The 22,453-nt window shown below is 58.1% G+C and carries 23 protein-coding genes; 13 read left to right on the forward strand and 10 right to left on the reverse strand.

The genetic code is table 11. The annotated features are described in order from the left end of the window. Window positions 1-277 precede the first annotated feature (277 nt). Window positions 278-487, reverse strand: coding sequence for a Flp family type IVb pilin (locus GOW48_RS11355; RefSeq protein WP_170354939.1), 210 nt, complete (start codon window positions 485-487; stop codon window positions 278-280). Between the two features lie 356 nt (window positions 488-843). Between GOW48_RS11355 and GOW48_RS11360 the strand changes: the two genes are divergently transcribed. After that, complete coding sequence (locus GOW48_RS11360) at window positions 844-1,704, forward strand: lytic transglycosylase domain-containing protein (RefSeq protein ID WP_170753761.1); 861 nt, start codon at window positions 844-846, stop codon at window positions 1,702-1,704. Between the two features lie 34 nt (window positions 1,705-1,738). Here GOW48_RS11360 and GOW48_RS11365 read toward each other — a convergent pair whose 3' ends face one another. The 5 genes from GOW48_RS11365 to tldD all read right to left on the reverse strand — a co-directional run bounded on the left by GOW48_RS11365 (window position 1,739) and on the right by tldD (window position 8,743). After that, window positions 1,739-2,365: a 3-oxoacid CoA-transferase subunit B gene (locus GOW48_RS11365; RefSeq protein ID WP_170354941.1), complete on the reverse strand. Its 627-nt coding sequence runs from the start codon at window positions 2,363-2,365 to the stop codon at window positions 1,739-1,741. Continuing rightward, complete coding sequence (locus GOW48_RS11370) at window positions 2,365-3,069, reverse strand: CoA transferase subunit A (RefSeq protein WP_170753763.1); 705 nt, start codon at window positions 3,067-3,069, stop codon at window positions 2,365-2,367. The genes GOW48_RS11365 and GOW48_RS11370 overlap by 1 nt, the downstream gene beginning before the upstream one ends. A gap of 91 nt (window positions 3,070-3,160) precedes the next feature. Then, on the reverse strand, window positions 3,161-5,800 hold the full coding sequence (gene topA, locus GOW48_RS11375) for a type I DNA topoisomerase (RefSeq protein WP_170753765.1): 2,640 nt from the start codon (window positions 5,798-5,800) through the stop codon (window positions 3,161-3,163). Between the two features lie 152 nt (window positions 5,801-5,952). Next, window positions 5,953-7,083, reverse strand: coding sequence for a DNA-processing protein DprA (gene dprA, locus GOW48_RS11380; protein WP_170753768.1), 1,131 nt, complete (start codon window positions 7,081-7,083; stop codon window positions 5,953-5,955). Between the two features lie 238 nt (window positions 7,084-7,321). Further along, a complete protein-coding gene (gene tldD / locus GOW48_RS11385) occupies window positions 7,322-8,743 on the reverse strand; it encodes a metalloprotease TldD (RefSeq protein ID WP_170753770.1) in 1,422 nt (473 codons plus the stop codon). A gap of 176 nt (window positions 8,744-8,919) precedes the next feature. On the opposite strand from tldD, the gene coxB reads away from it, so the two are divergent. The 11 genes from coxB (at window position 8,920) to GOW48_RS11440 (ending at window position 18,868) form a co-directional block, all read left to right on the forward strand. Further along, window positions 8,920-9,831, forward strand: a complete 912-nt coding sequence (gene coxB, locus GOW48_RS11390; protein ID WP_170354946.1) for a cytochrome c oxidase subunit II — start codon at window positions 8,920-8,922, stop codon at window positions 9,829-9,831. 73 nt (window positions 9,832-9,904) lie between these two features. Further along, window positions 9,905-10,861, forward strand: a complete 957-nt coding sequence (gene cyoE, locus GOW48_RS11395) for a heme o synthase (RefSeq protein ID WP_170753772.1) — start codon at window positions 9,905-9,907, stop codon at window positions 10,859-10,861. Next, window positions 10,858-11,019: a hypothetical protein gene (locus GOW48_RS11400; RefSeq protein ID WP_170753774.1), complete on the forward strand. Its 162-nt coding sequence runs from the start codon at window positions 10,858-10,860 to the stop codon at window positions 11,017-11,019. The genes cyoE and GOW48_RS11400 overlap by 4 nt, the downstream gene beginning before the upstream one ends. Then, window positions 11,019-11,594, forward strand: coding sequence for a cytochrome c oxidase assembly protein (locus GOW48_RS11405; protein ID WP_170753776.1), 576 nt, complete (start codon window positions 11,019-11,021; stop codon window positions 11,592-11,594). Before GOW48_RS11400 ends, GOW48_RS11405 begins: the two co-directional genes overlap by 1 nt. 22 nt (window positions 11,595-11,616) lie before the next feature. Next, on the forward strand, window positions 11,617-12,432 hold the full coding sequence (locus GOW48_RS11410) for a cytochrome c oxidase subunit 3 (protein ID WP_170354950.1): 816 nt from the start codon (window positions 11,617-11,619) through the stop codon (window positions 12,430-12,432). Window positions 12,433-12,587: 155 nt separating this feature from the next. After that, window positions 12,588-13,265 (forward strand): SURF1 family protein, encoded by a 678-nt coding sequence (locus GOW48_RS11415; protein WP_170753777.1) that lies wholly within the window; start codon window positions 12,588-12,590, stop codon window positions 13,263-13,265. After that, window positions 13,262-14,650: a threonine synthase gene (thrC, locus tag GOW48_RS11420; protein WP_170753779.1), complete on the forward strand. Its 1,389-nt coding sequence runs from the start codon at window positions 13,262-13,264 to the stop codon at window positions 14,648-14,650. Before GOW48_RS11415 ends, thrC begins: the two co-directional genes overlap by 4 nt. Beyond that, complete coding sequence (locus GOW48_RS11425) at window positions 14,647-15,909, forward strand: M16 family metallopeptidase (protein WP_170753781.1); 1,263 nt, start codon at window positions 14,647-14,649, stop codon at window positions 15,907-15,909. The genes thrC and GOW48_RS11425 overlap by 4 nt, the downstream gene beginning before the upstream one ends. After that, window positions 15,909-16,493 carry a GNAT family N-acetyltransferase gene (locus GOW48_RS11430; RefSeq protein ID WP_170753961.1) on the forward strand — a complete coding sequence of 195 codons (585 nt, stop codon included), beginning with the start codon at window positions 15,909-15,911 and terminating at the stop codon, window positions 16,491-16,493. Before GOW48_RS11425 ends, GOW48_RS11430 begins: the two co-directional genes overlap by 1 nt. A gap of 132 nt (window positions 16,494-16,625) precedes the next feature. Continuing rightward, window positions 16,626-17,414 (forward strand): MBL fold metallo-hydrolase, encoded by a 789-nt coding sequence (locus GOW48_RS11435; protein WP_234900848.1) that lies wholly within the window; start codon window positions 16,626-16,628, stop codon window positions 17,412-17,414. A gap of 38 nt (window positions 17,415-17,452) precedes the next feature. Then, window positions 17,453-18,868 (forward strand): FAD-binding oxidoreductase, encoded by a 1,416-nt coding sequence (locus GOW48_RS11440; RefSeq protein WP_170753785.1) that lies wholly within the window; start codon window positions 17,453-17,455, stop codon window positions 18,866-18,868. Between the two features lie 37 nt (window positions 18,869-18,905). Here the strand turns inward: GOW48_RS11440 and GOW48_RS11445 are convergent, their stop codons facing one another. Together GOW48_RS11445 and GOW48_RS11450 are read right to left on the reverse strand one after the other, a co-directional pair. Next, complete coding sequence (locus tag GOW48_RS11445; RefSeq protein WP_170753787.1) at window positions 18,906-19,385, reverse strand: fasciclin domain-containing protein; 480 nt, start codon at window positions 19,383-19,385, stop codon at window positions 18,906-18,908. 171 nt (window positions 19,386-19,556) lie between these two features. Further along, window positions 19,557-20,096, reverse strand: coding sequence for an adenine phosphoribosyltransferase (locus GOW48_RS11450; RefSeq protein WP_170354959.1), 540 nt, complete (start codon window positions 20,094-20,096; stop codon window positions 19,557-19,559). Between the two features lie 320 nt (window positions 20,097-20,416). On the opposite strand from GOW48_RS11450, the gene GOW48_RS11455 reads away from it, so the two are divergent. Next, a complete protein-coding gene (locus GOW48_RS11455; protein ID WP_170655156.1) occupies window positions 20,417-20,590 on the forward strand; it encodes a hypothetical protein in 174 nt (57 codons plus the stop codon). On the opposite strand, the gene GOW48_RS11460 is transcribed toward GOW48_RS11455, so the two are convergent. Together GOW48_RS11460 and GOW48_RS11465 are read right to left on the reverse strand one after the other, a co-directional pair. Then, window positions 20,587-21,216 (reverse strand): LysE family translocator, encoded by a 630-nt coding sequence (locus tag GOW48_RS11460; protein ID WP_170753789.1) that lies wholly within the window; start codon window positions 21,214-21,216, stop codon window positions 20,587-20,589. The two genes, GOW48_RS11455 and GOW48_RS11460, sit on opposite strands and share 4 nt — an antisense overlap. Window positions 21,217-21,268: 52 nt before the next feature. Then, complete coding sequence (locus GOW48_RS11465) at window positions 21,269-22,273, reverse strand: DUF418 domain-containing protein (RefSeq protein WP_170753791.1); 1,005 nt, start codon at window positions 22,271-22,273, stop codon at window positions 21,269-21,271. Window positions 22,274-22,453 lie beyond the last annotated feature (180 nt).

Here is a 22,453-nt window from a genome sequence, read left to right on the forward strand (position 1 = left end):
TTGAATTCAGGTTTATGAACTTCCATCGATGAAAGCGCAGTTCCTGTTTCCGAATCAACGTGTTGAATCGGATCTGAAAGGTTCAGGAAAATGATTGACCCAAAACCAACCAAGCCGGCCGTTAGAACCACCCAATCAACGGTAACGGCCCCATCTTCGTCTGCAGAAAAGTTTGCAATTCTGTGCATCATGAGAGACCCAACTTAAAAAGAAAGTTTATAAAAAAAGGGCCACGCTTTGAAACCGTGGCCCCCTTCAAGTACGTTAAGTACTAAACTTAGCTTTGCGGTGTGATGGTGGTCACCGGAGTCGAAACTGCAGTACCCGACAGCGCGCCTTCGACGGTGTTCGCCAGCTGGTTGGTACCTTCACCAACCTGGGTGTAAGCAACTGCTGCCAGGCCAACGATGGCTGCGGTCAGAACAACCCAGTCAACTGTTACTGCGCCGTCTTCGTCTTTGCGGAAGTTCTTGATGAACTTGATCATGTTACGTCCCTCCTAAAGGATCAAAAAAGTCAATTAAACCTTGGCGTCTTTCAGAGCTTTCTCTCTCAGTCCGCTCTCGACCGTCTCGGTATGGCATTATGTTTGACGGTCAGGCGTGGCAGGAATTGGGCCAAATCACATTTTTTTTCGCGGAAGTTTAACTTTTTCGCAGGAGTTTAGGTAACGCATTGAAAATAAATAAATAAAAAATCAAAAAACGTATTTCGACCTCACTGTTCCGATGTAATTTTACGGCAAATGAGGCGAAAATGCCCCAATTCACGTTGTTTTTATGGCTTTGAACGCAGATTCTTGGTTCAAATCAGTCAAAAGATAAAATTCATGAGGCGGGCAAAATGAATCTGCGGGACGCAATACTCTGCGCCGGTGCGGTGGCAATGCTGTTAACAGGGCCGGGCTCTGTTGTTGCTCAGACAATTGAACCACGTGGCGTTTATAAAAGGGTGAAGCCGCCGAAACCTGGGTCGCGGCCCAAGATCACCGTGCAGATATCGCCAGAGGAACACGCAGCCCGACCTTCGGCGCCCAGCACTGGTGCGGACCTGCAAGAATCCGAGATTATTACACGTACACGAGTCGCGCCGCCGAGCTTGCCGGGCGGGGCCGACAAACCCGCCGGATCCTATACGGCTTTTTGGGAAGAAGTGTCGCCCGCGCTAGATCAAGCCGGCGCAGGACGTCTGGATCAAGCGATACAGGCATTGGCAGCCGTCAACGTGTCCTCTCCGCGATTGCAGACTTTGCAGAACATCGCTCAGCAACAGGGGGTCGACATCCTGCGTTCGACAGTTGGTACGAATGTTTCGCCTGCGCTGGTGTTGGCCGTGATATCGGTTGAATCTGCTGGCCGGGCTGACGCGGTCAGCCACGCGGGTGCTCAGGGGTTGATGCAATTGATGCCAGCAACGGCAAGGCGGTTTGGCGTTGAGGACAGCTTCCATCCCGGCCAGAACATCTCGGGCGGGGTGAAGTATTTAAACTGGTTGATGGAGGAGTTCGGAAACGACCCGATCCTTGTGTTGGCTGGTTATAATGCAGGTGAAGGGGCCGTCCGCAAACATGGGGGCGTACCGCCCTATAAAGAGACGCGCAACTACGTGCCCAAAGTGCTTGCCGCGTTTCAGGTCGCGCGGGCTTTGTGTCTGACCCCTCCGCAGCTCATCTCGGACGGGTGCGTTTTTCAGACGGCAAACTAAATAGGCCCACGCAGGTTGGTGGGCCTTCTTTGGTTCAGGCGACGATTGTCGCCTCGGTGGCGGCGCGCATCTCGTCTTCGCTGACGCCATCGGCCAGTTCGACGATGCGCAGGCCGCCTTCAACCACGTCCAACACGCCCAGGTTGGTGATGATGCGATCGACCACACCCTGACCGGTTAGGGGCAGGGTGCATTCTTTCAGCACTTTCGAGTCGCCGTGTTTGTTGGTGTGATCCATAACGACGATCACGCGGCCTACGCCAGCCACCAGATCCATCGCGCCGCCCATGCCTTTGACCAGCTTGCCTGGGATCATCCAGTTGGCCAGATCGCCTTTCTCGTCCACCTCCATCGCGCCCAGAATGGCCGCTGCGATCTTGCCGCCGCGGATCATGGCGAATGAGGTTGCACTGTCGAAATAAGCGGTGCGAGACAGTTCGGTTATCGTCTGCTTACCCGCATTGATCAGGTCGGGGTCTTCCTCGCCCTCAAAAGGGAAGGGGCCCATGCCCAGCATTCCGTTCTCGGATTGCAGTGTAATGTCCTTGTCACCCACATAGTTTGCCACCAGCGTCGGGATACCGATGCCGAGGTTCACATACATACCGTCTTCCAGCTCATCCGCCGCGCGGGCGGCCATCTGATTACGATCCCAAGGCATTATGCGTCCTCCTTCTTGCGGGTGGTGCGCTGTTCGATGCGCTTTTCGTGGCTGCCCTGAATGATGCGGTGCACATAGATGCCGGGCAGGTGGATGCTGTCGGGGTCCAACGACCCGGTGGGCACGATCTCTTCGACTTCGACCACACAGACTTTGCCACATGTGGCCGCTGGCACGTTGAAATTACGAGCTGTCTTGCGGAACACCAGATTGCCGGTCTCGTCCGCCTTCCACGCTTTGACGATGGCGAGGTCGGCAAAGATGCCTTCCTCCATGATATATGTCTCGCCGTTGAAGTCCTTATGCTCTTTGCCCTCGGCGATCACGGTGCCTACGCCTGTCTTGGTGTAGAAACCGGGAATACCCGCGCCACCTGCGCGCATCCGCTCGGCCAGCGTGCCTTGCGGGTTGAACTCTAGTTCCAGCTCGCCACTGAGATACTGACGCATGAACTCGGCGTTTTCTCCGACATACGAGCTGATCATCTTCTTGACCTGACGGGTCTGCAGCAGAATGCCGATCCCAAAATCGTCGACGCCCGCATTGTTCGAGGCAAAGGTCAGATCCTTCGCGCCCGAGGCTTTGATCGCCTCAAGCAGAAGTTCCGGGATGCCGCACAGGCCAAACCCGCCCGCTGCGATCAACTTGCCATCCGAGATCACTCCGTCGAGCGCCTCAGAGGCATTGGCATAGATTTTCTTCATGGAAAACTCCCCCAATGACATGGTGTTGGGCGAGTTGTGCCGCCACGTCACGGGGAAGTCAATGAAACCAAGGGGGTGGTGGTATTTCTACCTATTCCGCCTTGTTGGTCGTCTTTTTGGCGGCTGCGGTTTTCTTTGGCGCGGCTTTCTTCTTGGGGGTAGCCTTCTTCTTGGTGCCTTTCTTGGCCGCGCGTTCGTTGACCAGTTCGATGGCCATTTCCTGCGTCACGTCTTCGGGCTTGATGTCCTTGGGAATGGTCGCGTTGACCTTTTCCCATTTCACATAAGGCCCATAGCGCCCGTCCAGCACCTGCATCACACCGCCATCGGGGTGATCACCCAGCTCTTTCAGCGGCTTGGCCGCCGCCCGCCGTCCACGCCCCGGATTGGCGCGTTTTTCAGCCAGCATCTCAACCGCGCGGTTCATACCAATTTCAAAGACGTCATTGGGGTCTTTGAGGTTCGCGTAGACCGGCTTAGCCTCTTCCGGCATCTGGTGCATGATATACGGCCCGAACCGCCCGAAATTCGAGCTGATCATGCCGCCCTCGGGGTGTTCACCGATCTGGCGGGGCAGGGACAGCAGGGTCAGTGCCTTGTCCAGATCCATGTCGTCCTTGCTCCAGCCGCGAGGCAGGGACGCACGGGGCGGTTTCTTGTTCTCGGGCGTGGGTTCGCCGCGCTGGACATAAGGCCCGAACCGACCGGATTTCAACCAGATCTCATCGCCCGCATCTTCGCCCAGCAGACGTTCGTCGCCCTCGGCCCCTTCGCCTGCGATGGGGCGGGTATAGGTGCATTCGGGATAGTTGCCACAGCCCACAAACCCGCCGGTGCGCGAGGTTTTCAGGTGCAGTTGTCCCACGCCGCATTTCGGACAAACGCGCGGGTCGGACCCATCCTCACGCGGTGGATACAGCTGGGGCGCCAATGCCTCATCCAGCTTGTCTAGCACTTCGGAAATCCGCAGCTCGGATGTCTCACCAATCGCGGCCGAGAAATCACGCCAGAACTTGCCTAACAGGTCCTTGTAGTCGCGGTCGCCCGCGCTGACATCGTCTAGTTCACCCTCCAGATTGGCGGTGAACTCATAGCCCACATACTGCCGGAAGAAATTCAGCAAAAAGATCGTAACGATCCGGCCCTTTTCCTCGGGGATCAGCCGGTTCTTGTCCTTGCGCACATATTCGCGGTCCTGAATCGTGGTCACGATGCTGGCATAGGTGGACGGACGCCCGATCCCTAGCTCCTCCATCCGTTTGACCAACGTGGCCTCGGTATAGCGCGGGGGTGGCTGCGTGTGGTGTTGCAGGGCCAGCACGGCTTCATTCTCGGCCAGCACGGCCTGTTTGTCGTCGCTGGTGGCCTTGACGAATTGATCCTTCAGTGAGGTCTTGGCGAACCGCGCCGGATCGCCTTGCGTGATCTGCGGCAGGCGCTTGTCGTCGTCATCGGCCACGTCGTCGCGGCCTTCCTCATAGACGCGCATGAATCCGTCGAACATGACCACCTGACCAGTGGCGCGCAGGCCGACCTGACCGTCATCGCTGCCGATCTCGACCGTGGTGCGTTCCAGCCGTGCGGCGGCCATCTGACAGGCAATGGTGCGTTTCCAGATCAGATCATAAAGCTTGCGCTGATCCTCATCGGTGACCTTCAGGTCGCTGGCATCGCGGGTCATATCCGTGGGGCGGATACATTCGTGCGCTTCCTGCGCGTTCTTGGCCTTGTTTTTATAGATGCGCGGGCTGTCGGGCACGTAATCCGCGCCATAGCGGTCGGTGATTGTATCGCGGGTGGCGGCCACGGCCTCGGGGGCCATGTCGATGCCGTCGGTCCGCATATAAGTGATGTAACCCGCTTCATACAGGCGCTGCGCCACCTGCATCGCGTGACGCGCGCCCATGCCGAACTTGCGGCTGGCTTCTTGCTGCAGGGTCGAGGTCATGAATGGCGCGCTGGGGTTCCGAGCCGCCGGTTTCGCCTCGACCGAGGTTACGGTTAGCGCGCGGCTGGTGATCGCCTGAACGGCCAGCTCCGCCTGCGTAGCGTTCTTCAGATCATGCTTGTCCAGCTTGTTCCCGGCCAGCGTGACCAGACGCGCCTCATAAGTCTGGCCGCGCGGAGTTTCGAACAGAGCTTTGACCGACCAGTATTCGACTGGTTTGAACGCCTCGATCTCCATCTCGCGCTCGACGATCAAGCGCAGGCAGACGGATTGTACGCGTCCTGCCGATTTCGCACCGGGCAGCTTGCGCCACAGGACGGGGGACAGGTTGAACCCCACCAGATAGTCCAGCGCGCGGCGGGCCAGATAAGCCTCGACCAGCGGCATATCGACCTGACGCGGGTTCTGCATCGCTTCGGTCACGGCGTCCTTGGTGATGGCGTTGAAAGTCACACGGCTGACGGGCGTGTCCTTCTTGATCGAGCGGCGCTTGGTCAGCGCCTCTTGCAGGTGCCAGCTGATCGCCTCGCCCTCGCGATCGGGGTCAGTGGCGAGGATCAGGGCGTTGTCTTCTTTCAGCGCGTCAGCGATGGCTTTGACATGCTTGCGGCTGTCATTGCCGACCTCCCATTTCATCTCGAATTCATGTTCGGGATCGACGGATCCGTCCTTGGGTGGAAGGTCGCGCACATGGCCATAAGACGCCAGAACCGTGTAGTCGGGGCCAAGATATTTGTTGATCGTTTTGGCCTTGGCAGGGGATTCTACAACAACTACAGGCATTTAAGGTGAAACCTCGCTCGACGGATTATGCGCCTTCTATGATGGTGCAAAATGTGGAGGGCAAGAGCCAATTGTCAATGCGTTCCTTTGGGCACAGGAATTTGGCGGGAATTTCAAATTGATACGCACAGAATAACGGTGCGTCCGGCAGGTCAGGCCGAGAGGGACAACAACCCGCCGGGCTGTCTTTGTATGCGTCCATCCAACTCCAGATCGACAAGCGCGGGGCCGATCTCGCCCGCCGTCGCGGCGATATCGCGGATCAGTTGATCTTCGGCCATGGGCGAGGGGCCAAGGCATGTTAGAATCGCCTCGTGCAACGCTGCAACCGCCGTGGGGGTTGTCGATTGAACAGGCGGTTCTTTGGGTTGGTCGCCAGTAAGAAGATCGCGTTTCGGCAGAGATTCGATCACATCCTCGGCCGATCGCACCAAAGTTGCGCCATCGCGGATCAAAAGGTTGCAGCCGCCCGCGCGAGCATCAAACGGGTGGCCGGGGACGGCCAGAACCTCGCGCCCCTGATCCAGCGCGTCGCGCGCGGTGATCAGGCTGCCGGATTTTGCGGCGGCTTCGACCACCACAACCGCTTGGGCCAGGCCCGAGATGATCCGGTTGCGGCGCGGAAAATGCCGGGCTTGCGGTGCCACGCCCATGGGCTGCTCCGATACACGCAACCCGGATTCGGCGATTTTATGGGCGAGATCAGTATTCTCGGCGGGATAGATCACATCGACGCCGCCGGCCATTACAGCAACAGTACCTGTATCCAAAGCGGCCACATGCGCCGCGGTGTCGATCCCGCGTGCAAGGCCCGAGACGATGACATGTCCCTTTTTGCCCAGGTCCGTCGCCAGCCCTCGCGCCATCCGCGCGCCGAGTGACGAGCAATTGCGCGCGCCAACCATCGCCACCGTGGGGCGGTGCAATATCGACACGTCGCCGATGGCCCACAGCATTGGCGGGGCATCATTGAGATCGTTCAAAGCGTCAGGAAAATCGGCGGACCCAAGGCACAAAAGCTGCGCTTTGGCAGCTTTTGCGGCCTTGAGTTCCGCCTCAATCACGCCGGGCGGGCACGTTTCATACCCTGCAATACCGGCGGCGCGTGCCATTTCGGGCAGCGCGGCCAGCGCATTCTGCGCTGATCCATGTTCCCGCAGCAGCCGACGAAACGTCGCCGGACCAACCTTGCGAGAGCGCAACAGACGAAGCCAGAAAAACCGATCCTCTTCCGTGGTGGGTGGGAGTGTGGGGTGATAGGAAGAAAGCTGCTCTTCGGTCATCCGTTGCTCCGCCTGATTGCAGAACTGGTTTACGACTGCAGGAGTTAACAGCTTCTGAATCGCTTCAAATTTTCCCAATATTTTTTCGAATTGAGTCGTGAAGATGCTTTAATTCTCTGAAAAAATGGGAAAAATTTCGAGGCGCTGCGCGATAAACCGAAGTGTTTCTGGAGCAAATAAGCGGTCTTCGGGGCGCAGTGTTAACCCTGCACCCCGAGAAAACCGTTTTGATTCTGACCTATGCCGCTGATCCGCCGACGGTTAGCCCATCCATTAAGACAGTCGGCTGTCCAACGCCTACAGGCACCCACTGACCGTCTTTGCCGCACGTTCCCATGCCGGGGTCCAATTCCATATCATTGCCCAACCCTCGAATGCGGTTCAGCGCGGATGGTCCATCCCCGATCAGGGTTGCGCCCTTTACCGGCGCTCCGATTTTGCCGTTTTCCACCCGATACGCCTCGGTGCAGGAAAACACGAATTTGCCATTGGTGATGTCGACCTGACCACCACCAAAACCAACGGCCCAGATTCCGTCTTTGATTTCGGCCACTAGTGATTCAGGGTCGGCATTTCCGCCCAGCATCACAGTGTTGGTCATACGTGGCATAGGTTTATGTGCATAGCTTTGGCGGCGGCCATTGCCGGTTGGCGAAACCCCCATCAGGCGCGCGTTCTGGCGGTCCTGCATGTAGCCGGTCAGGACGCCGTCCTCGATCAGGACGGTGCGCGAACTGGGCGTGCCCTCATCATCAACCGAGATCGAGCCGCGCCGATCCACAATCGTGCCGTCATCCACAACCGTGACCCCTTTTGAGGCGATCTGCTGCCCCATCAGCCCGGCAAAAGCCGAGCTGCCCTTGCGGTTGAAGTCGCCCTCTAGTCCGTGGCCGATCGCCTCGTGCAACAGGATGCCTGGCCAGCCAGGGCCGAGCGCGACTTCCATTACACCTGCCGGGGCAGGGACGGCGTCCAGATTGACCAATGCGATCCGCAGCGCTTCGCGTGCCTTGTCCTGCCAATCGGCGGGGTCTATCAGACCGTCCAGGCCCACGCGACCTCCTCCGCCCGCCGAGCCGCTTTCGCGCCGTCCGTTCTGTTCCACGATGACCGAGACATTCAGACGGGTCATAGGGCGCACGTCCCGAACGATCAGGCCGTCGGGGCGTAGAATCTCGACTTCTTGTACTGACGCGGCGATAGTGGCGCTGACCTGTACGACCCGCGTGTCCAAATCACGGGAAAAAGCATCGATCTCGCGCAACGTTTCGATCTTGACCGGAAAGGTGGCGGATTCGATCGGGTCTTCGTCCGTATAAAGCCGCGTGTTGGTGGCCCGAGGCGCATCCGCCAAGGTGCCGCCGCCATCGCCAACCGCCAGGCGAGCCGTTTCCGCGGCCCGTTTCAACGCACCAATCGAGACATCAGTCGAATGGGCGTAACCGGCCACTTCACCCTGCACGGCGCGCAGGCCGAATCCTTCGGAGGCGTCGTAGGATGCCGTTTTCAAACGCCCGTCGTCAAAGATCAGCGACTCGGATTTCCTGCGTTCGACAAACAATTCTCCGTCCTCGGCGCCGGCAGTGGCAGAGCGCAAAACCGCAAGCGCTTCGTCGTGTGGTAAAGCGCTTTCAAATGGTCGAAACGGGTCGTTGGGCATGGGTTGGGACCTTTCGGGTTTGATCCAGATCAAAAATAGCGTCTGTTTGACGCAAGCATTTTGCTTTATCTACCCACCGGAATATGGTTTTTAACGCGGCTAAAGACAACGGGAGAGGTGCGACTGATTCACACCTTTTCGCCAGGGACGCAAAGATCAAACGATCAGGACAGAATATGAAGAATGCTTTGATGCTTTCGGGCTTTATGACAGCCCTATCCAGCCTGCCCGCCATGGCTCAGGAGCTTGAGATTATTGGCAAACCGGTCGCAGGCGGTGTTGGCTTCCAGCCCGCTGTGACGGATTTGGCAACAGGAATCCAAAGGCTGGACGGGATGATTTTGGTGATCATCACCGCAATCTGTATTTTTGTTGCGGGCCTGCTGGTTTACTGCATCGTGCGCTACAATCAACGTGCCAACCCGACACCGGCGCGGTTTTCGCATTACACTCCGGTCGAGATCGCCTGGACGCTTGGCCCGATTCTGATTCTTGTTTTCATCGGTGCGTTTTCATTGCCGGTTCTGTTCAAACAACAGGAAATTCCCGAAGGCGATGTGGTCATCAAGGTCGTGGGTAACCAGTGGTACTGGACCTATGAGTATGTCGATCACGACTTCGCCTTCGATAGCTATCTGTTGGGCCATCCTGCGACACTGGACGAAGGTGCGCGCCCGGCTGATGCTGATGTAACGCCGTTCGTTCTGGATGATGCGATGCGCGCCAAACTGGCTGACGCGGGTTACAGCGATGACGAGTGGCTGCTGGCAACCGATACGGCTGTTGTCGTCCCTGTCGGCAAGGTGATCGTGATGCAGGTTACGGCCTCAGACGTGATTCACTCGTGGACCATTCCCTCGTTCGGTGTGAAGCAGGACGGTGTGCCTGGTCGTTTGGCCGAACTGTGGTTCCAGGCCGATAAAGAAGGCATCTATTTCGGTCAGTGTTCCGAATTGTGTGGCAAGGATCACGCCTATATGCCGATCACCGTCAAAGTGGTCAGCGAAGAAGCCTATGAGGAATGGCTGCAAGGTGCTCTGGAAGAGTATGCTGGTCAGCCTGTCTCGTACCAAGTTGCCTCGAACTAAGCCCTTCGCGGACTAGGTTGAAACCCGCAGGCTGCGCGGGGAGCGCGCAGCTTCTGCCCCAAAAGGACCCGAAATGAGCGACGCAAGCATCAATGCCAGCCAAGTGACCGCCCCGGCGCACGCGGATGAGGCCAGCTTTGGCGATTATTTCGCCCTGCTGAAGCCGCGCGTTATGTCACTGGTCGTGTTCACGGCCTTGGTGGGGCTGCTGGCCGCGCCGGTGTCGGTGCACCCTTTTGTCGGGTTCTGTGCCATTCTGTTCATCGCCATCGGCGGCGGCGCGTCTGGCGCGCTGAACATGTGGTGGGATGCGGACATTGATCGGGTGATGAAGCGCACCAAGGGCCGACCTATTCCGGCTGGTAAAGTGCAGGAGGGCGAGGCGCTGTCGTTGGGGCTGGCACTGTCGGGCCTGTCGGTGATCATGCTGGGGCTGGCGACTAACTGGTTTGCCGGTGCGTTTCTGGCGTTCACCATCTTCTTTTACGTCGTCGTTTACACGATGTGGCTGAAACGCTCGACGCCGCAGAACATCGTAATCGGCGGTGCGGCAGGGGCCTTCCCGCCGGTAATCGGGTGGGTCGCGGCTACGGGCACAATGTCGATTGAGCCTTGGCTGATGTTCGCCCTGACCTTCATGTGGACCCCGCCGCATTTCTGGGCATTGGCGCTGTTCATGCGCTCGGACTATGACGATGCGGGAGTGCCGATGCTGACCGTGACCCATGGTCGCCGCGCGACGCGCTGGCATATTCTGGTCTACACGGCTCTGCTTGCCACGCTGGCCGTGGGCACCGCGTTCTCGGGCATTGGTGGTCCGATCTATCTGACCGTCGCCGTGGTGATGAACGCGCTGTTCCTGCGCGGCGCGTGGCAGATCTCGCGCCGGACCGAGGAAGATTCCGAGGCGGACAACTTCAAGGTCGAGCGGAGCTTTTTCAAACTGTCGCTGCTGTATCTGTTCCTGCATTTCGGCGCGATTCTGGTTGAGGCTTTGCTGAAACCCTATGGGCTGGGAGGTTGGTCATGAGCTTGCGCAAAAGCCATGAACTGCACGAACGCCGCTTTAGTCGCAATCTGGGCGTGGGCCTGACGCTGGCTGCGTTCATCGTGATCATTTTCGGCCTGACGATCGTGAAAGTCTCGGGCACGAATTTCAACATGGCGCCGCAGGAGGTGCAGAACTGATGGCTCTGTCCGGTCCTCAAAAGACGGTTGCGCAGACTGTGGGCGTCGTGGTGCTGATGGGCAGCCTCGCCTGGGCGGCTGTGCCGTTTTACGATTGGTTCTGTCGCGTCACCGGATTCGGCGGCACAACTGGCGTGGCCGAAACTGCGCCCGAGGATATTCTGGACCGCACCGTTACCGTCCGCTTTGACGCGTCGAAAGCCAAGGATATGGCTTGGGAGTTCAAACCGGTCGAGCGCGAAATGGAAGTGCGCATCGGCGAGACTGGCTTGGCTTTCTACGAGGCGTACAACCCGACCGACCGCCCGATCGCGGGGCAGGCATCGTACAACGTCGCGCCTTACTCGGCGGGTGGGTATTTCCAGAAAATTGCCTGTTTTTGCTTTGAAGAACAGGTGCTGCAACCCGGCGAACGGGTTCAGATGCCAGTAAGCTTTTTCGTCGACCCTGAAATGGTCGAGGATCTGGAAGCGAAATATGTGCATACGATCACTCTGTCGTATACATTCTACGAAATTGACCTGCCCGAGGGCTATGCCGCCCTTGATGCGCAGGCTGATACAAACACGAACTAACGCCTGTAGGTGAGGGACGCTGATGGCACACGCTAAAAACCACGATTATCATATTCTGCCGCCGTCGGTATGGCCGCTGATAGGGGCCATTGGTGGCTTTGTGATGCTGTTCGGTGCTGTCCTTTGGATGCACGGCGTCACATCGTTCATGTTCTGGATGGGTCTGGTCGCCGTTCTTTACACCATGTTCGCCTGGTGGTCCGAGGTCGTGGCCGAAAGCCGCGCGGGCGACCACACGCCCGTGGTGCGCATCGGCCTGCGCTATGGCTTCATCCTGTTCGTCATGTCCGAGGTGATGTTCTTCTTTGCCTGGTTTTGGTCGTTCTTCAAACATCGCATGTACCCGATGTACGACTATGCCGGAACAGAGTACATCCAGCCCGATATCCACGCAGTTGATCCGTTCCACCTGCCGCTGATCAACACTCTGGTCCTGCTGCTGTCGGGCTGCGCGATCACCTGGGCGCACCACGCTCTGGTACATGACAACGACCGCAAGGCGCTGATCAACGGTCTGGCCATCGGTATCGTTCTGGGTATCCTGTTCACTGCGCTGCAGGGCTACGAATATTACGAACTGTTGGCCCATGAAGGTTGGGAGTTTGGTGGTGATCAGTTCTATTCGAACTTCTTCATGGCAACCGGTTTTCATGGTGCCCATGTGATCATCGGAACGATCTTCCTGACGGTCTGCCTGATCCGGGCTCTGCGCGGGGATTTCACGCCTGAGAAACATGTGGGTTTTGAGGCGGCTGCATGGTACTGGCACTTCGTCGACGTTGTCTGGCTGTTCCTGTTCTTCGCCGTCTACATCTGGGGTCAGGCCCCGCTGTTCTGATCCGCTCAGATCGGTAAATTGCAAAAGCCGCCCGTTGGGGCGGCTTTTTCTCTGTCAGGGGCGCAAGATTGCGCCCGATACAATTGCGCGGTTGCAATCGGGGCCGCTCCGCCCTTAACAAGACGCCGGTTTCTGTAACAAGGTTTCACCTGACTATGCGCCGCATTCTGTTCCTGCTGATCTTTGGCTTTGCCGGTCTCGGTGTGCTGATCTCGCTGGGCCTCTGGCAGGTGCAGCGACTGGCCTGGAAAGAAGGTGTTCTGGCCGAGATCGACGCGCGTATCGCGGCTGAACCTGTGAGCCTGCCCCAGAGCGTATCGGAAGATGGCGACAAATACCTGCCCGTGACAATTTCGGGCGATATGGAGCCGGGGGAAATCCACGTTTTGGTCTCGGTCAAGCAGGTTGGCGCGGGCTATCGGATCATCCAGTCTTTCAGCACTAAGGACCGCACCATTCTGGTGGATCGCGGCTTTGTACCGACTACGGCAAAACAGGCCGAGCGTCTCACCGGTTCGATGACAGTGATCGGCAACCTGCATTGGCCGGATGAGATCGACAGCTACACGCCCGAACCCGATATCGACGACAACATCTGGTTCGCGCGAGACGTGCCCAATCTGGCCGCCGCGTTGGGGGCCGAACCCATCCTGCTGATCGCCCGGTCGGAAACCGACCCGGGCATCACACCTTTGCCGGTGGACACGGCGGGCATCCCCAACGATCACCTACAATATGCAATCACATGGTTTGGTCTGGCTCTGGTCTGGGCCGCAATGACCGGTTATTTCCTGTGGCGCAACCGCGCCCCTGCACAGAGTGAAGAGCAATGAAATATATCTCGACCCGTGGCCAAGCGCCGGAACTGACCTTTGAAGAGGCGATGCTGACCGGCCTTGCCCGCGATGGCGGCTTGTACCTGCCCGCCGAGATCCCGGTGATGAGCCATGATGAGATCGCCGCTTTGGCTGGTCTGCCCTATGAAGAGATCGCGTTCCGCGTGATGTGGCCCTATGTCAGCGGCTCGTTCACCGAGCAGGAGTTCAAGGACATCGTTGCCCGCGCTTACGAAGGTTTCGGCCATGACGCCCGCGCGCCGATTAAGCAGCTGAACGAGAACCACTTCCTGCTGGAACTGTTCCACGGCCCCACGCTGGCCTTCAAGGACTTTGCCATGCAGCTGATCGGCCAGCTTTTCCAGGTGGCCCTGAAGCGGCGCAATGATCGTGTGACCATCGTTGGCGCGACCAGTGGCGACACGGGTTCCGCAGCCATTGAGGCGTTTCGCGGACTGGACGCGGTGGATGTGTTCATCCTGTATCCGCATGGCCGCGTGTCCGAGGTGCAGCGCCGCCAGATGACGACGCCTGCGGACAGCAATGTGCATGCGCTCGCCGTGGATGGTGATTTCGACGATTGCCAGGCCGCGCTTAAGGATATGTTCAACGATTTCGATTTCCGTGACGGTGTGAAACTGGCCGGTGTGAACTCGATCAACTTTGCGCGGGTGCTGGCTCAGATCGTCTATTACTTCTCGGCGGCTGTCAGTGTTGGCGCGCCGCATCGCAAGGTCAGCTTTACTGTGCCAACCGGCAACTTTGGCGACATCTTTGCGGGCTACCTGGCCAAGCGCATGGGTTTGCCCATAGACCGTCTGGTTGTGGCGACCAACCAGAACGACATTTTGCATCGCTGCCTATCGGGTGAGGGGTATTTCAAGGGCGACACCATCCCTTCGATCAGCCCGTCGATGGATATTCAGGTCAGCTCGAACTTTGAACGGGCGCTGTACTATGCCTATGGCGAGGATGGCAGCGCTGTGGCGCAGTTGATGGATGAGCTGAAAAGCGGTGGCTTCAACGTCAGTCAGGGCGCGATGGAAGCCCTGCGCGAAAGCTTCGACTCGGGTCGTGTCTCCGAGGATGAAACGCTAGAGACGATCAAACACACGCTGGCCCATAGCGCTGGGCTGGTTTGCCCGCATTCGGCCATCGGCATCAAGGTGGGTGAAGATCACCGTACGGCGGATGTACCAATGATCACTCTGGCCACTGCTCACCCAGCGAAATTCCCGGCGGCGGTCGAGAAGGCGAGCGGAGAACATCCGCCTCTTCCATCCCGCATGTCTGATCTGTATGAACGTCCGGAACGGGTGACACGGATTGCCAATGATCTGGGTGCCCTCGAGGATCATATCAAAGGGCATATCGCCGAGTGACTGTCAGACAAGACCAACTGAAGAACGGATTTCGGATCGTCAGTGAGAACATGCCGGGGCTGCAATCTGCGGCCATCGGCATCTGGGTGACCGCGGGTGCGCGGAACGAGCGGATCGAACAGAACGGCATAGCGCATTTCCTAGAACACATGGCGTTCAAGGGAACCGAGCGGCGGTCTGCGCTGCAAATCGCCGAGGCGATCGAGGATGTGGGCGGCTATATCAACGCCTATACCTCGCGCGAGGTGACGGCCTATTACGCCCGCGTTCTGAAAGACGACGTTGCGCTGGCGATGGACGTGATCGGCGACATCGTTCTGAACCCCATCTTCGACCCGCGCGAGATCGAGGTCGAGCGCGGCGTTATCCTTCAGGAAATCGGTCAGGCTTATGACACGCCCGACGATGTGATTTTCGACTGGCTGCAAGAACAGAGCTATCACGATCAGCCCCTGGGCCGCACCATTCTGGGGCCGACCGAGCGGGTCAGCGCGTTTTCGCGCGAAGACCTGTCGGGCTTTGTGTCCGAGCATTACGGCCCCGAGCAGATGATCCTGTCGGCAGCAGGTGCCGTGGATCATGATGCGCTGATGAAAATGGCCGAAGAGATGTTCGGTCATCTGCAACCGCGCAAAGGGTTGATTGCTGAGGCCGCGAAGTTCACCGGTGGCGAAGCGCGGCAGGAAAAGAATTTGGAGCAAGCGCATTTCGCGCTGGCAATCGAAAGCCCGGGCTATCGTGATGATGCGATCTATACGGCGCAGATTTATTCCACGGCTTTGGGCGGGGGCATGTCTTCGCGCCTGTTCCAAGAGGTGCGCGAAAGCCGCGGGCTTTGCTATACAATCTTCGCTCAGACCGGGGCCTATGCGGATACCGGCACGACGACGATCTACGCAGGAACCTCGGCCGATCAGGTGGGCGAGCTGGCGACGATCACCATCGACGAGATGAAGCGCGCTGCCCAGGATATGAGCCCGGAAGAAGTCGCCCGCGCCCGTGCCCAGATGAAAGCTGGGATGCTGATGGGGTTGGAGAGCCCATCGAACCGGGCCGAACGTCTGGCGCGGCTGGTGCAGATTTGGGGCCGGGTGCCCTCGCTTGAGGATACGGTCGCCAAGATTGACGCGGTCAGCACCGAGGATGTGCGCGCCTTTGCCGAAACCATGGCGGTGCAGGCCCCGGCGGCGCTGGCGCTTTATGGTCCGGTCTCGGGCGCGCCCACTTTGGTGGAATTGCAGGAGAGGCGCGCGGCGTGATGCTTCTGGGCCGACGCAAGCTGAAACTCGAGACAGCGCGCCTCAGCCTGCGCCCGCCGGTGCATTCGGATTTCAACGATTGGGCGGCGCTGCGGCGGGCCTCGAAAGAGTACCTGACCCCCTGGGAGCCGATCTGGGCCAAGGATCACCTGAGCCGCAAGTCATTTACCAACCGGGTCTATTGGGCGCAGAGGTCGGTGGCCAGCGGCACGGCGATCCCGCTGTTTTTGTTTCGCCGGGAAGATGACACGCTTGTTGGCGCGATCACTTTGGACAATGTTCGACGTGGCCCGGCACAAGCTGGGACACTGGGGTACTGGACTGGTCAGGCCTATGCCCGCAACGGGTATATGCGGGAAGCGATCGGGGCGGTAGTTCACCACGCCTTTACCCGGCTGGACCTGAGCCGGATCGAAGCAGCGTGTCTGCCCGAGAACAAAGCGTCGCGGGCATTGTTGGAGCGATCTGCGTTCAAATACGAGGGCGTGGCGCAGTCCTATTTGCAGATCAACGGGCGATGGCGGACGCATGTTTTGTATGCCTGTCTGCGATCCGACCGGCGCGGTAAGACCGACACGGGGTAGGGGGCTCTGCCCCCGTCGCGGCAGGCCGCGCCTCCCCCGAGATATTTATGGCCAGATGAACAAGGGGCATGACTTGGGGCGCAACTGCGCTAATATCGGGTTATGCGCTGGGTGGTTGCAGCAGTGTTGGTGATGTCAGGCGGGGCAGTCGCGCAGGAGCGGCGGCCGAGCCATTGCATTGCTATTGCCGATGCGGCGCCCGGCATTGAATATGTTCACAAGGCGGCTTGGACGGATCCAGTGCCTGAGTTCTCGGTCCGGATCAGCTACGTCGCTCATGCTTCGTTTCTGATTCAGACGCAGGGTGGGCTGAACGCGGTCACGGACTTCACGGGTTTCATTGGCGGTGCGGACCTGATCCCGGATGTGGTCACGATGAACCATGCACACAGCACCCATTGGACCGCGAACCCCGATCCGGCGATTCCCCATGTGTTGCCAAGCTGGGGAGAGTTCGGGCAGGGGATCGAGCATCATCTGGATCTGGGTGAGATGCTGGTGCGCAATGTCTCGACTGATATCCGATCTGTCTATGGCGGGGTCGAAGAGCGCGGGAATTCGATTTTTGTCTTTGAGATTGAAGGGCTTTGCATCGGGCATCTGGGGCATTTGCACCATATCCCGTCAGATGCGCAGTTTGCGGCCTTGGGACGGTTGGATGTGGTCATGGCAGCCGTGGATGGGGGGACGACCATGCCTTTGCCCGAGATGGTGCAGGTGCTGAAACGGTTGAAAAGTTCGGTCATTATTCCGATGCATTGGTTCTCAGGCTTTTCGTTGGATCGGTTTCTCGTCGATATCCGGGACGAATTTCCAGTCGAGCGGGAAGGTGTTTCTGAGTTGGTCGTTTCGCTTCGCACCCTTCCGGACCGGCCAACGGTCGTGGTTTTGGAGCCTCAGTACCTGATTGACATCGAATAAAGCTTGTCGGGTCTGCCGGAGTTGGGCAAGGAAAGCCTATGACTTTGAATCCCGCTGATGACGCCTTTGCCCAATCCGTCCGTGACGCCCTTGGCGGCGAGGTCTTGCGCAAGCCTGAACCGCGCTATTCTGAGGAGCCCCGTCGCAGGTTTTCAGGGCAGGTCGGTCTATTGGCGGCCCCACGCAGAACAGAAGAGGTCGCGGCCCTGGTGCAGCTGGCTTCTGCCGCGTCGGTGCCTGTTGTCCCCTATGGAGGCGGGACTGGATTGGTTGGAGGACAAGTCATGTCCGCCGGACCTGCGCCCCTTTTGATATCGCTAGAGCGGATGACCGCGATCCGCGCTGTTCATCCGACGGAGAATATCCTGATTGCCGAGGCAGGCGCGGTCCTTGCTGATGTGCAGGCCGCCGCCCAGAGTAACAACCGCCTGTTTCCTTTGTCCTTGGCTGCAGAAGGATCGTGCCGGATTGGCGGCAATCTTGCGACCAATGCGGGCGGGGTCAATGTGCTGCGCTATGGCAATGCGCGCGATCTGTGCCTGGGGCTTGAGGCGGTCTTGCCGAATGGTGTGGTCTGGCACGGGCTCAGCCGGTTGCGCAAGGACAATACCGGCTATGATCTGCGCAATCTGTTGATCGGGTCCGAGGGGACGTTGGGCATCATCACGGCGGCGTCTCTCAAGCTGTCCCCGCGTCCGGCTGGGGTCGGAACGGCGATGGTACAGGTTACGTCGCCCGAGGCGGCCATAGATCTGCTGGCTCTGGCGCGGGATCAGTTGGGCGATGGCGTCAGCACGTTCGAACTGATCCACAGGCAAGGGCTGCAGTTTTTGTCCGAGGTATTGCCAGACGTTCGCCAGCCTTTCGCGATTTCACCCGAATGGTCGGTGCTGATCGAGGTTGGTTTGTTCGGCGGATTGGACCCTCAGACAGCGCTAGAGACGCTTTACGCTGCTGCGGACACACGGGGCCTTGTCATGGATGCCGTGATCGCGCAAAGCGAGGCCCAGCGGGCGGACTTATGGGCAGTACGCGAGCGCATTCCCGAGGCGAACCGGTTGATCGGCTCGGTTTCTAGTCATGATATTTCAGTGCCAATTTCGGATATTCCCGAGTTCATCCGGCAGGGTCCGGACGAAATTGCGCGGATTGGACTGTTCCGCATCAATTGCTTTGGGCATCTGGGGGATGGGAATCTGCACTACAACGTGTTCCCTCCGGCCGGGCGCCAACGGTCGGACTATGATGCGCAGCGCGGACAAATAAAAAGCGCTATCCACGATCTGGTGGACAAGTTCGGCGGGTCAGTTAGCGCCGAGCATGGGGTTGGCCGCCTGAAAACGGATGAATTGGAAATATATGGGGATCCGGCCAAGCTGACCGCCATGCGGGCAATCAAGTCTGCGCTTGATCCAAAGGGTATAATGAACCCCGGGGCTGTTCTGAAGTCATAGAAGCGGCTCGGGTGTCCCCGAGCCGCTTTTGGCCGTTTTACGAGGCCGGCAGAATCACTTTGTCGATGACGTGGATAACGCCATTCGTTGTTTCGATATCTGCCTGAACGACAGACGCGTCGTTGACCATCACGCCATTGTCCAGATCAATCGTCACTTCGCCGCCTTGAACGGTTGCAGCCGTCATGTCATCGGACAGATCGCCCGACATCACCTTGCCCGGTACCACATGATAGGTCAGAACGGTGATCAACTGATCTTTATTCTCGGGCTTCAACAGCGTTTCGACAGTACCTTCGGGTAGTGCTGCGAAGGCTTCGTCGGTCGGGGCGAAGACAGTGAACGGGCCATCGCCTTTCAGCGTATCAACCAGCTCGGCGGCTTGAACGGCGGCGACCAGAGTTTCAAAGCTGCCCGCGCCGACAGCAGTGTCCACGATGTCTTTCTTGGCTCCGGCGAATGCAGCCGATGCGATCAGAGCGCCGGACACACCGGCAATAGCGAGTTTGCGAAACATGGTAACAGATTCCCTTGTTGGAATGCCGTCAGTGGCATCGACAAGGGGTACGGCGCCCAATCACAACAAGATCACTGAATATATCGATAAATTGTTATTGAATATGCAGTGACCCGCGCTAAGCCGACGCGGGTTGGAATTTCCACTCACGTTTTTGTGATCGAAGGGCCTTCAAAGACCTTCGAATTCACACAAAACATGCACATCCATGTCCAGATCTTCCAGAACTTTGCGGCCGCCTAGCTCGGGCAGGTCGATGATGAACGAGCAGGACACGATCTCTCCGCCCAATCGTTCGATCAGTTTGATGCCAGCCGCTGCGGTGCCACCTGTGGCCAGCAAGTCATCCACGACAAGAATCTTCTCGCCAGGCTGGATCGCGTCATCGTGGATTTCGACGATGGCCTCACCATATTCCAGTTTGTAGTCTTGGCTGATCGTGGTGCCGGGCAGCTTGCCCTTCTTGCGGATTGGAACGAAGCCAACGCTAAGCTGATGAGCAATCGCGCCACCCAGAATAAAGCCACGTGCCTCTAGGCCCACGACCTTGTCGATGCGTTCGCCCGCATAGGGATGCAGCATCTGATCAATCGCCATGCGAAACCCACGTGGGTCTGCGAACAGGGTGGTCACATCGCGGAACATGATCCCTTCATGTGGGAAGTCGACGATGGTGCGGATGTAATCCTTGACCGACTTGTTTCTGGACATGGCGGACCCCTTTGGCGTCAGAATACGCTGGGCTGTTTGGCCCATTGGGGTCAGTCATGCAAGGATTGATTGTGTGATCTTATTTGCGGCGTTTCAAAAGAACGTTCGGCAAGCTCTTGTATCGGTACAGAGACGAAGGCAGCCACGACAAATGGGGTTTGCGCCAATTGCGTTGGTCTCGCAAAAGAAATGCCTGAGCAGCATGCAGATTCATTGCCATAATCCTTTTTTATTGTTAGGTGCTCGATAACTACAATTTCTATGCTATGTATATACATTGCATCGCACAAAGAATCAAGGGTCTGTCAGGGATAGGGCGCGTGGCTAAGAAAGACGGTAAAAGTTCTACCAAGAAAAACAGTCAATTGGTTCTGCGTTTAGACAAAGACGAGCGTGATGCTTTCGTTGAGCTGTGCAAAGAACTCGATACCTCGGCCGCACGGGAAATCCGGCGGTTCATCCGCGGTTTCATGAAGGAAAACGCCGAGGATTAGGCCGGGCGTCGCAGGACTGCGGTCGCCACGCCCATTCCGATCAGGGACAACCCTCCGAATTTTGTCATGGCATTCAAAACGCCTGCGCGTCCGATCATCATGCGCAACCTGTCAGCCATCAACGCATAGGCCAGAGCGTTCAGCCATGCGAGGCCGACAAATGTCGCGATTAAGATGGCGAATTGCGGGCCCAGGGGGTCTGTTAGACGAATGAACTGCGGGACAAATGCAATGAAGAACGCAATGGATTTCGGGTTCAGGGCCGTGACAGCCGCAGCGTGCCCAAAGACACTGCGCGTTGTAACATCGCGGCCGGTTTCTACCGTCTGTACGCCGCCCACGGGTGCGCTGCGCAAAAGCTTTACTCCAAGCCAGATCAGATAAGCCGCGCCTACCCATTTCAGCACCGAAAACAAGGTTGCTGATGCCAGAACCAGCGCCCCCAACCCAAGCAATGACGCTGTCATCGCGACCAGATCGCCTAAAGCGACCCCTGTGGCCGAGGCGACAGCGACGCTGCGCCCTTTGGACAACGCATAGCTGAGAACCAGCAGAACGGTTGGGCCGGGGATCAGCAGCAAAGCGGTCGAAGCAGCCACAAAGGCAAGCCAGAGATCAAGGGACATAGGGCATCCTGTTAAACGTTTTGCACCACAAAGCCTGTGCGCTGGCGTCAGGTCAAGCCCTCGAACGATCCGTCACGAAGCGCATCAAAGCTTCAAGCGGACCGCGATAGAAGCTCCGACGCCAAACCAATGCAAATCCGGAGGATGCGACACAGAACCCAACGCCATACCCTAAAATCTGAACCGCGCTCAGGGAACCGTTCAGCAATCCGGCTTCGTCCAGAATACCCATGCCAATCAGAATATGCGCCACATACAGCGTCAGGCTGATGCGTCCCGGTGCTGTTAGGGCTGCAGCAATTCCCAGTCGCTGAATGCGTGGCCAAAGCTTCAGCAGCAACCCGATTACGACGCAGGATGATCCGGTTCCTGCCAGGATATAGAACGGGCCGGGCGGTATCGACGCGGTACCAAGATAAGGGTCCGAGACCAGTATCCTGGGAAACAGGGCCAACACCGCGGCTCCAAATCCCCACATGATCAGGCGGTGTTGAATGCAGATCGTATGCAGTTGCGACCGCCCGATGGCCATGCCGATCAAAAGGAGAGCAGCCCATGGCAACACTGGGTGCCAGCCATTGAAAACAGCGTTGCGCAGAAAGCCGGGCAGGGTCCAAAGGTCGGTGTAGGTTAGCGTGCTCCAATCCCAACCCCGATCATAATCGAAGGTCAGGTGCGCCAGAACAGATAGCCCAACGATTCCCAGTGCCCCAAGCCACAAACCGCGTGGAGAGGATGCCAGAAATGCGGCTCCAATCAGGAAATACAACGCGTAGAAATGCAGGATATCGGCGTCAAACACCGTCATGTTGATTAGGCCGAGCACAAACAGAAACGCCGCGCGTCGAAGCACCAAGCTGACCGAGAGCCGGGCCAATCCGATCCCAATGCCTGCCAAAATGACAAACAAGGCCGCCGCGCGCCCTTCTAAAGCGTTTACAACACCAGAGGCCCAATCCTGACCCGAAACGACCTGTGCTGCAATGCGGAAGTTCACCAACACCATGCCGCAATAGGCCAGAAACCTGGCTGCGTCCAAAGCCTCAAATCTTTGCATACTGCCCTCTGATGCGGTCTCGACTGCGGTTTGACACGCCATTGTGGCGCAACTGCGGCTTAAATTCCCAACCGGGATAAACAAATCGCAAGCGCGGGCAACGGTTCACTTTGGGTTCGGTACACAAGAGGTGACCTGCCCCACCGTCGCAGATAAAGATTGGATTAAACCCGCGAGTTG

Origin of the sequence: Ruegeria lacuscaerulensis (assembly GCF_013033355.1) — a bacterium.
GTDB lineage: Bacteria > Pseudomonadota > Alphaproteobacteria > Rhodobacterales > Rhodobacteraceae > Ruegeria > Ruegeria lacuscaerulensis_A.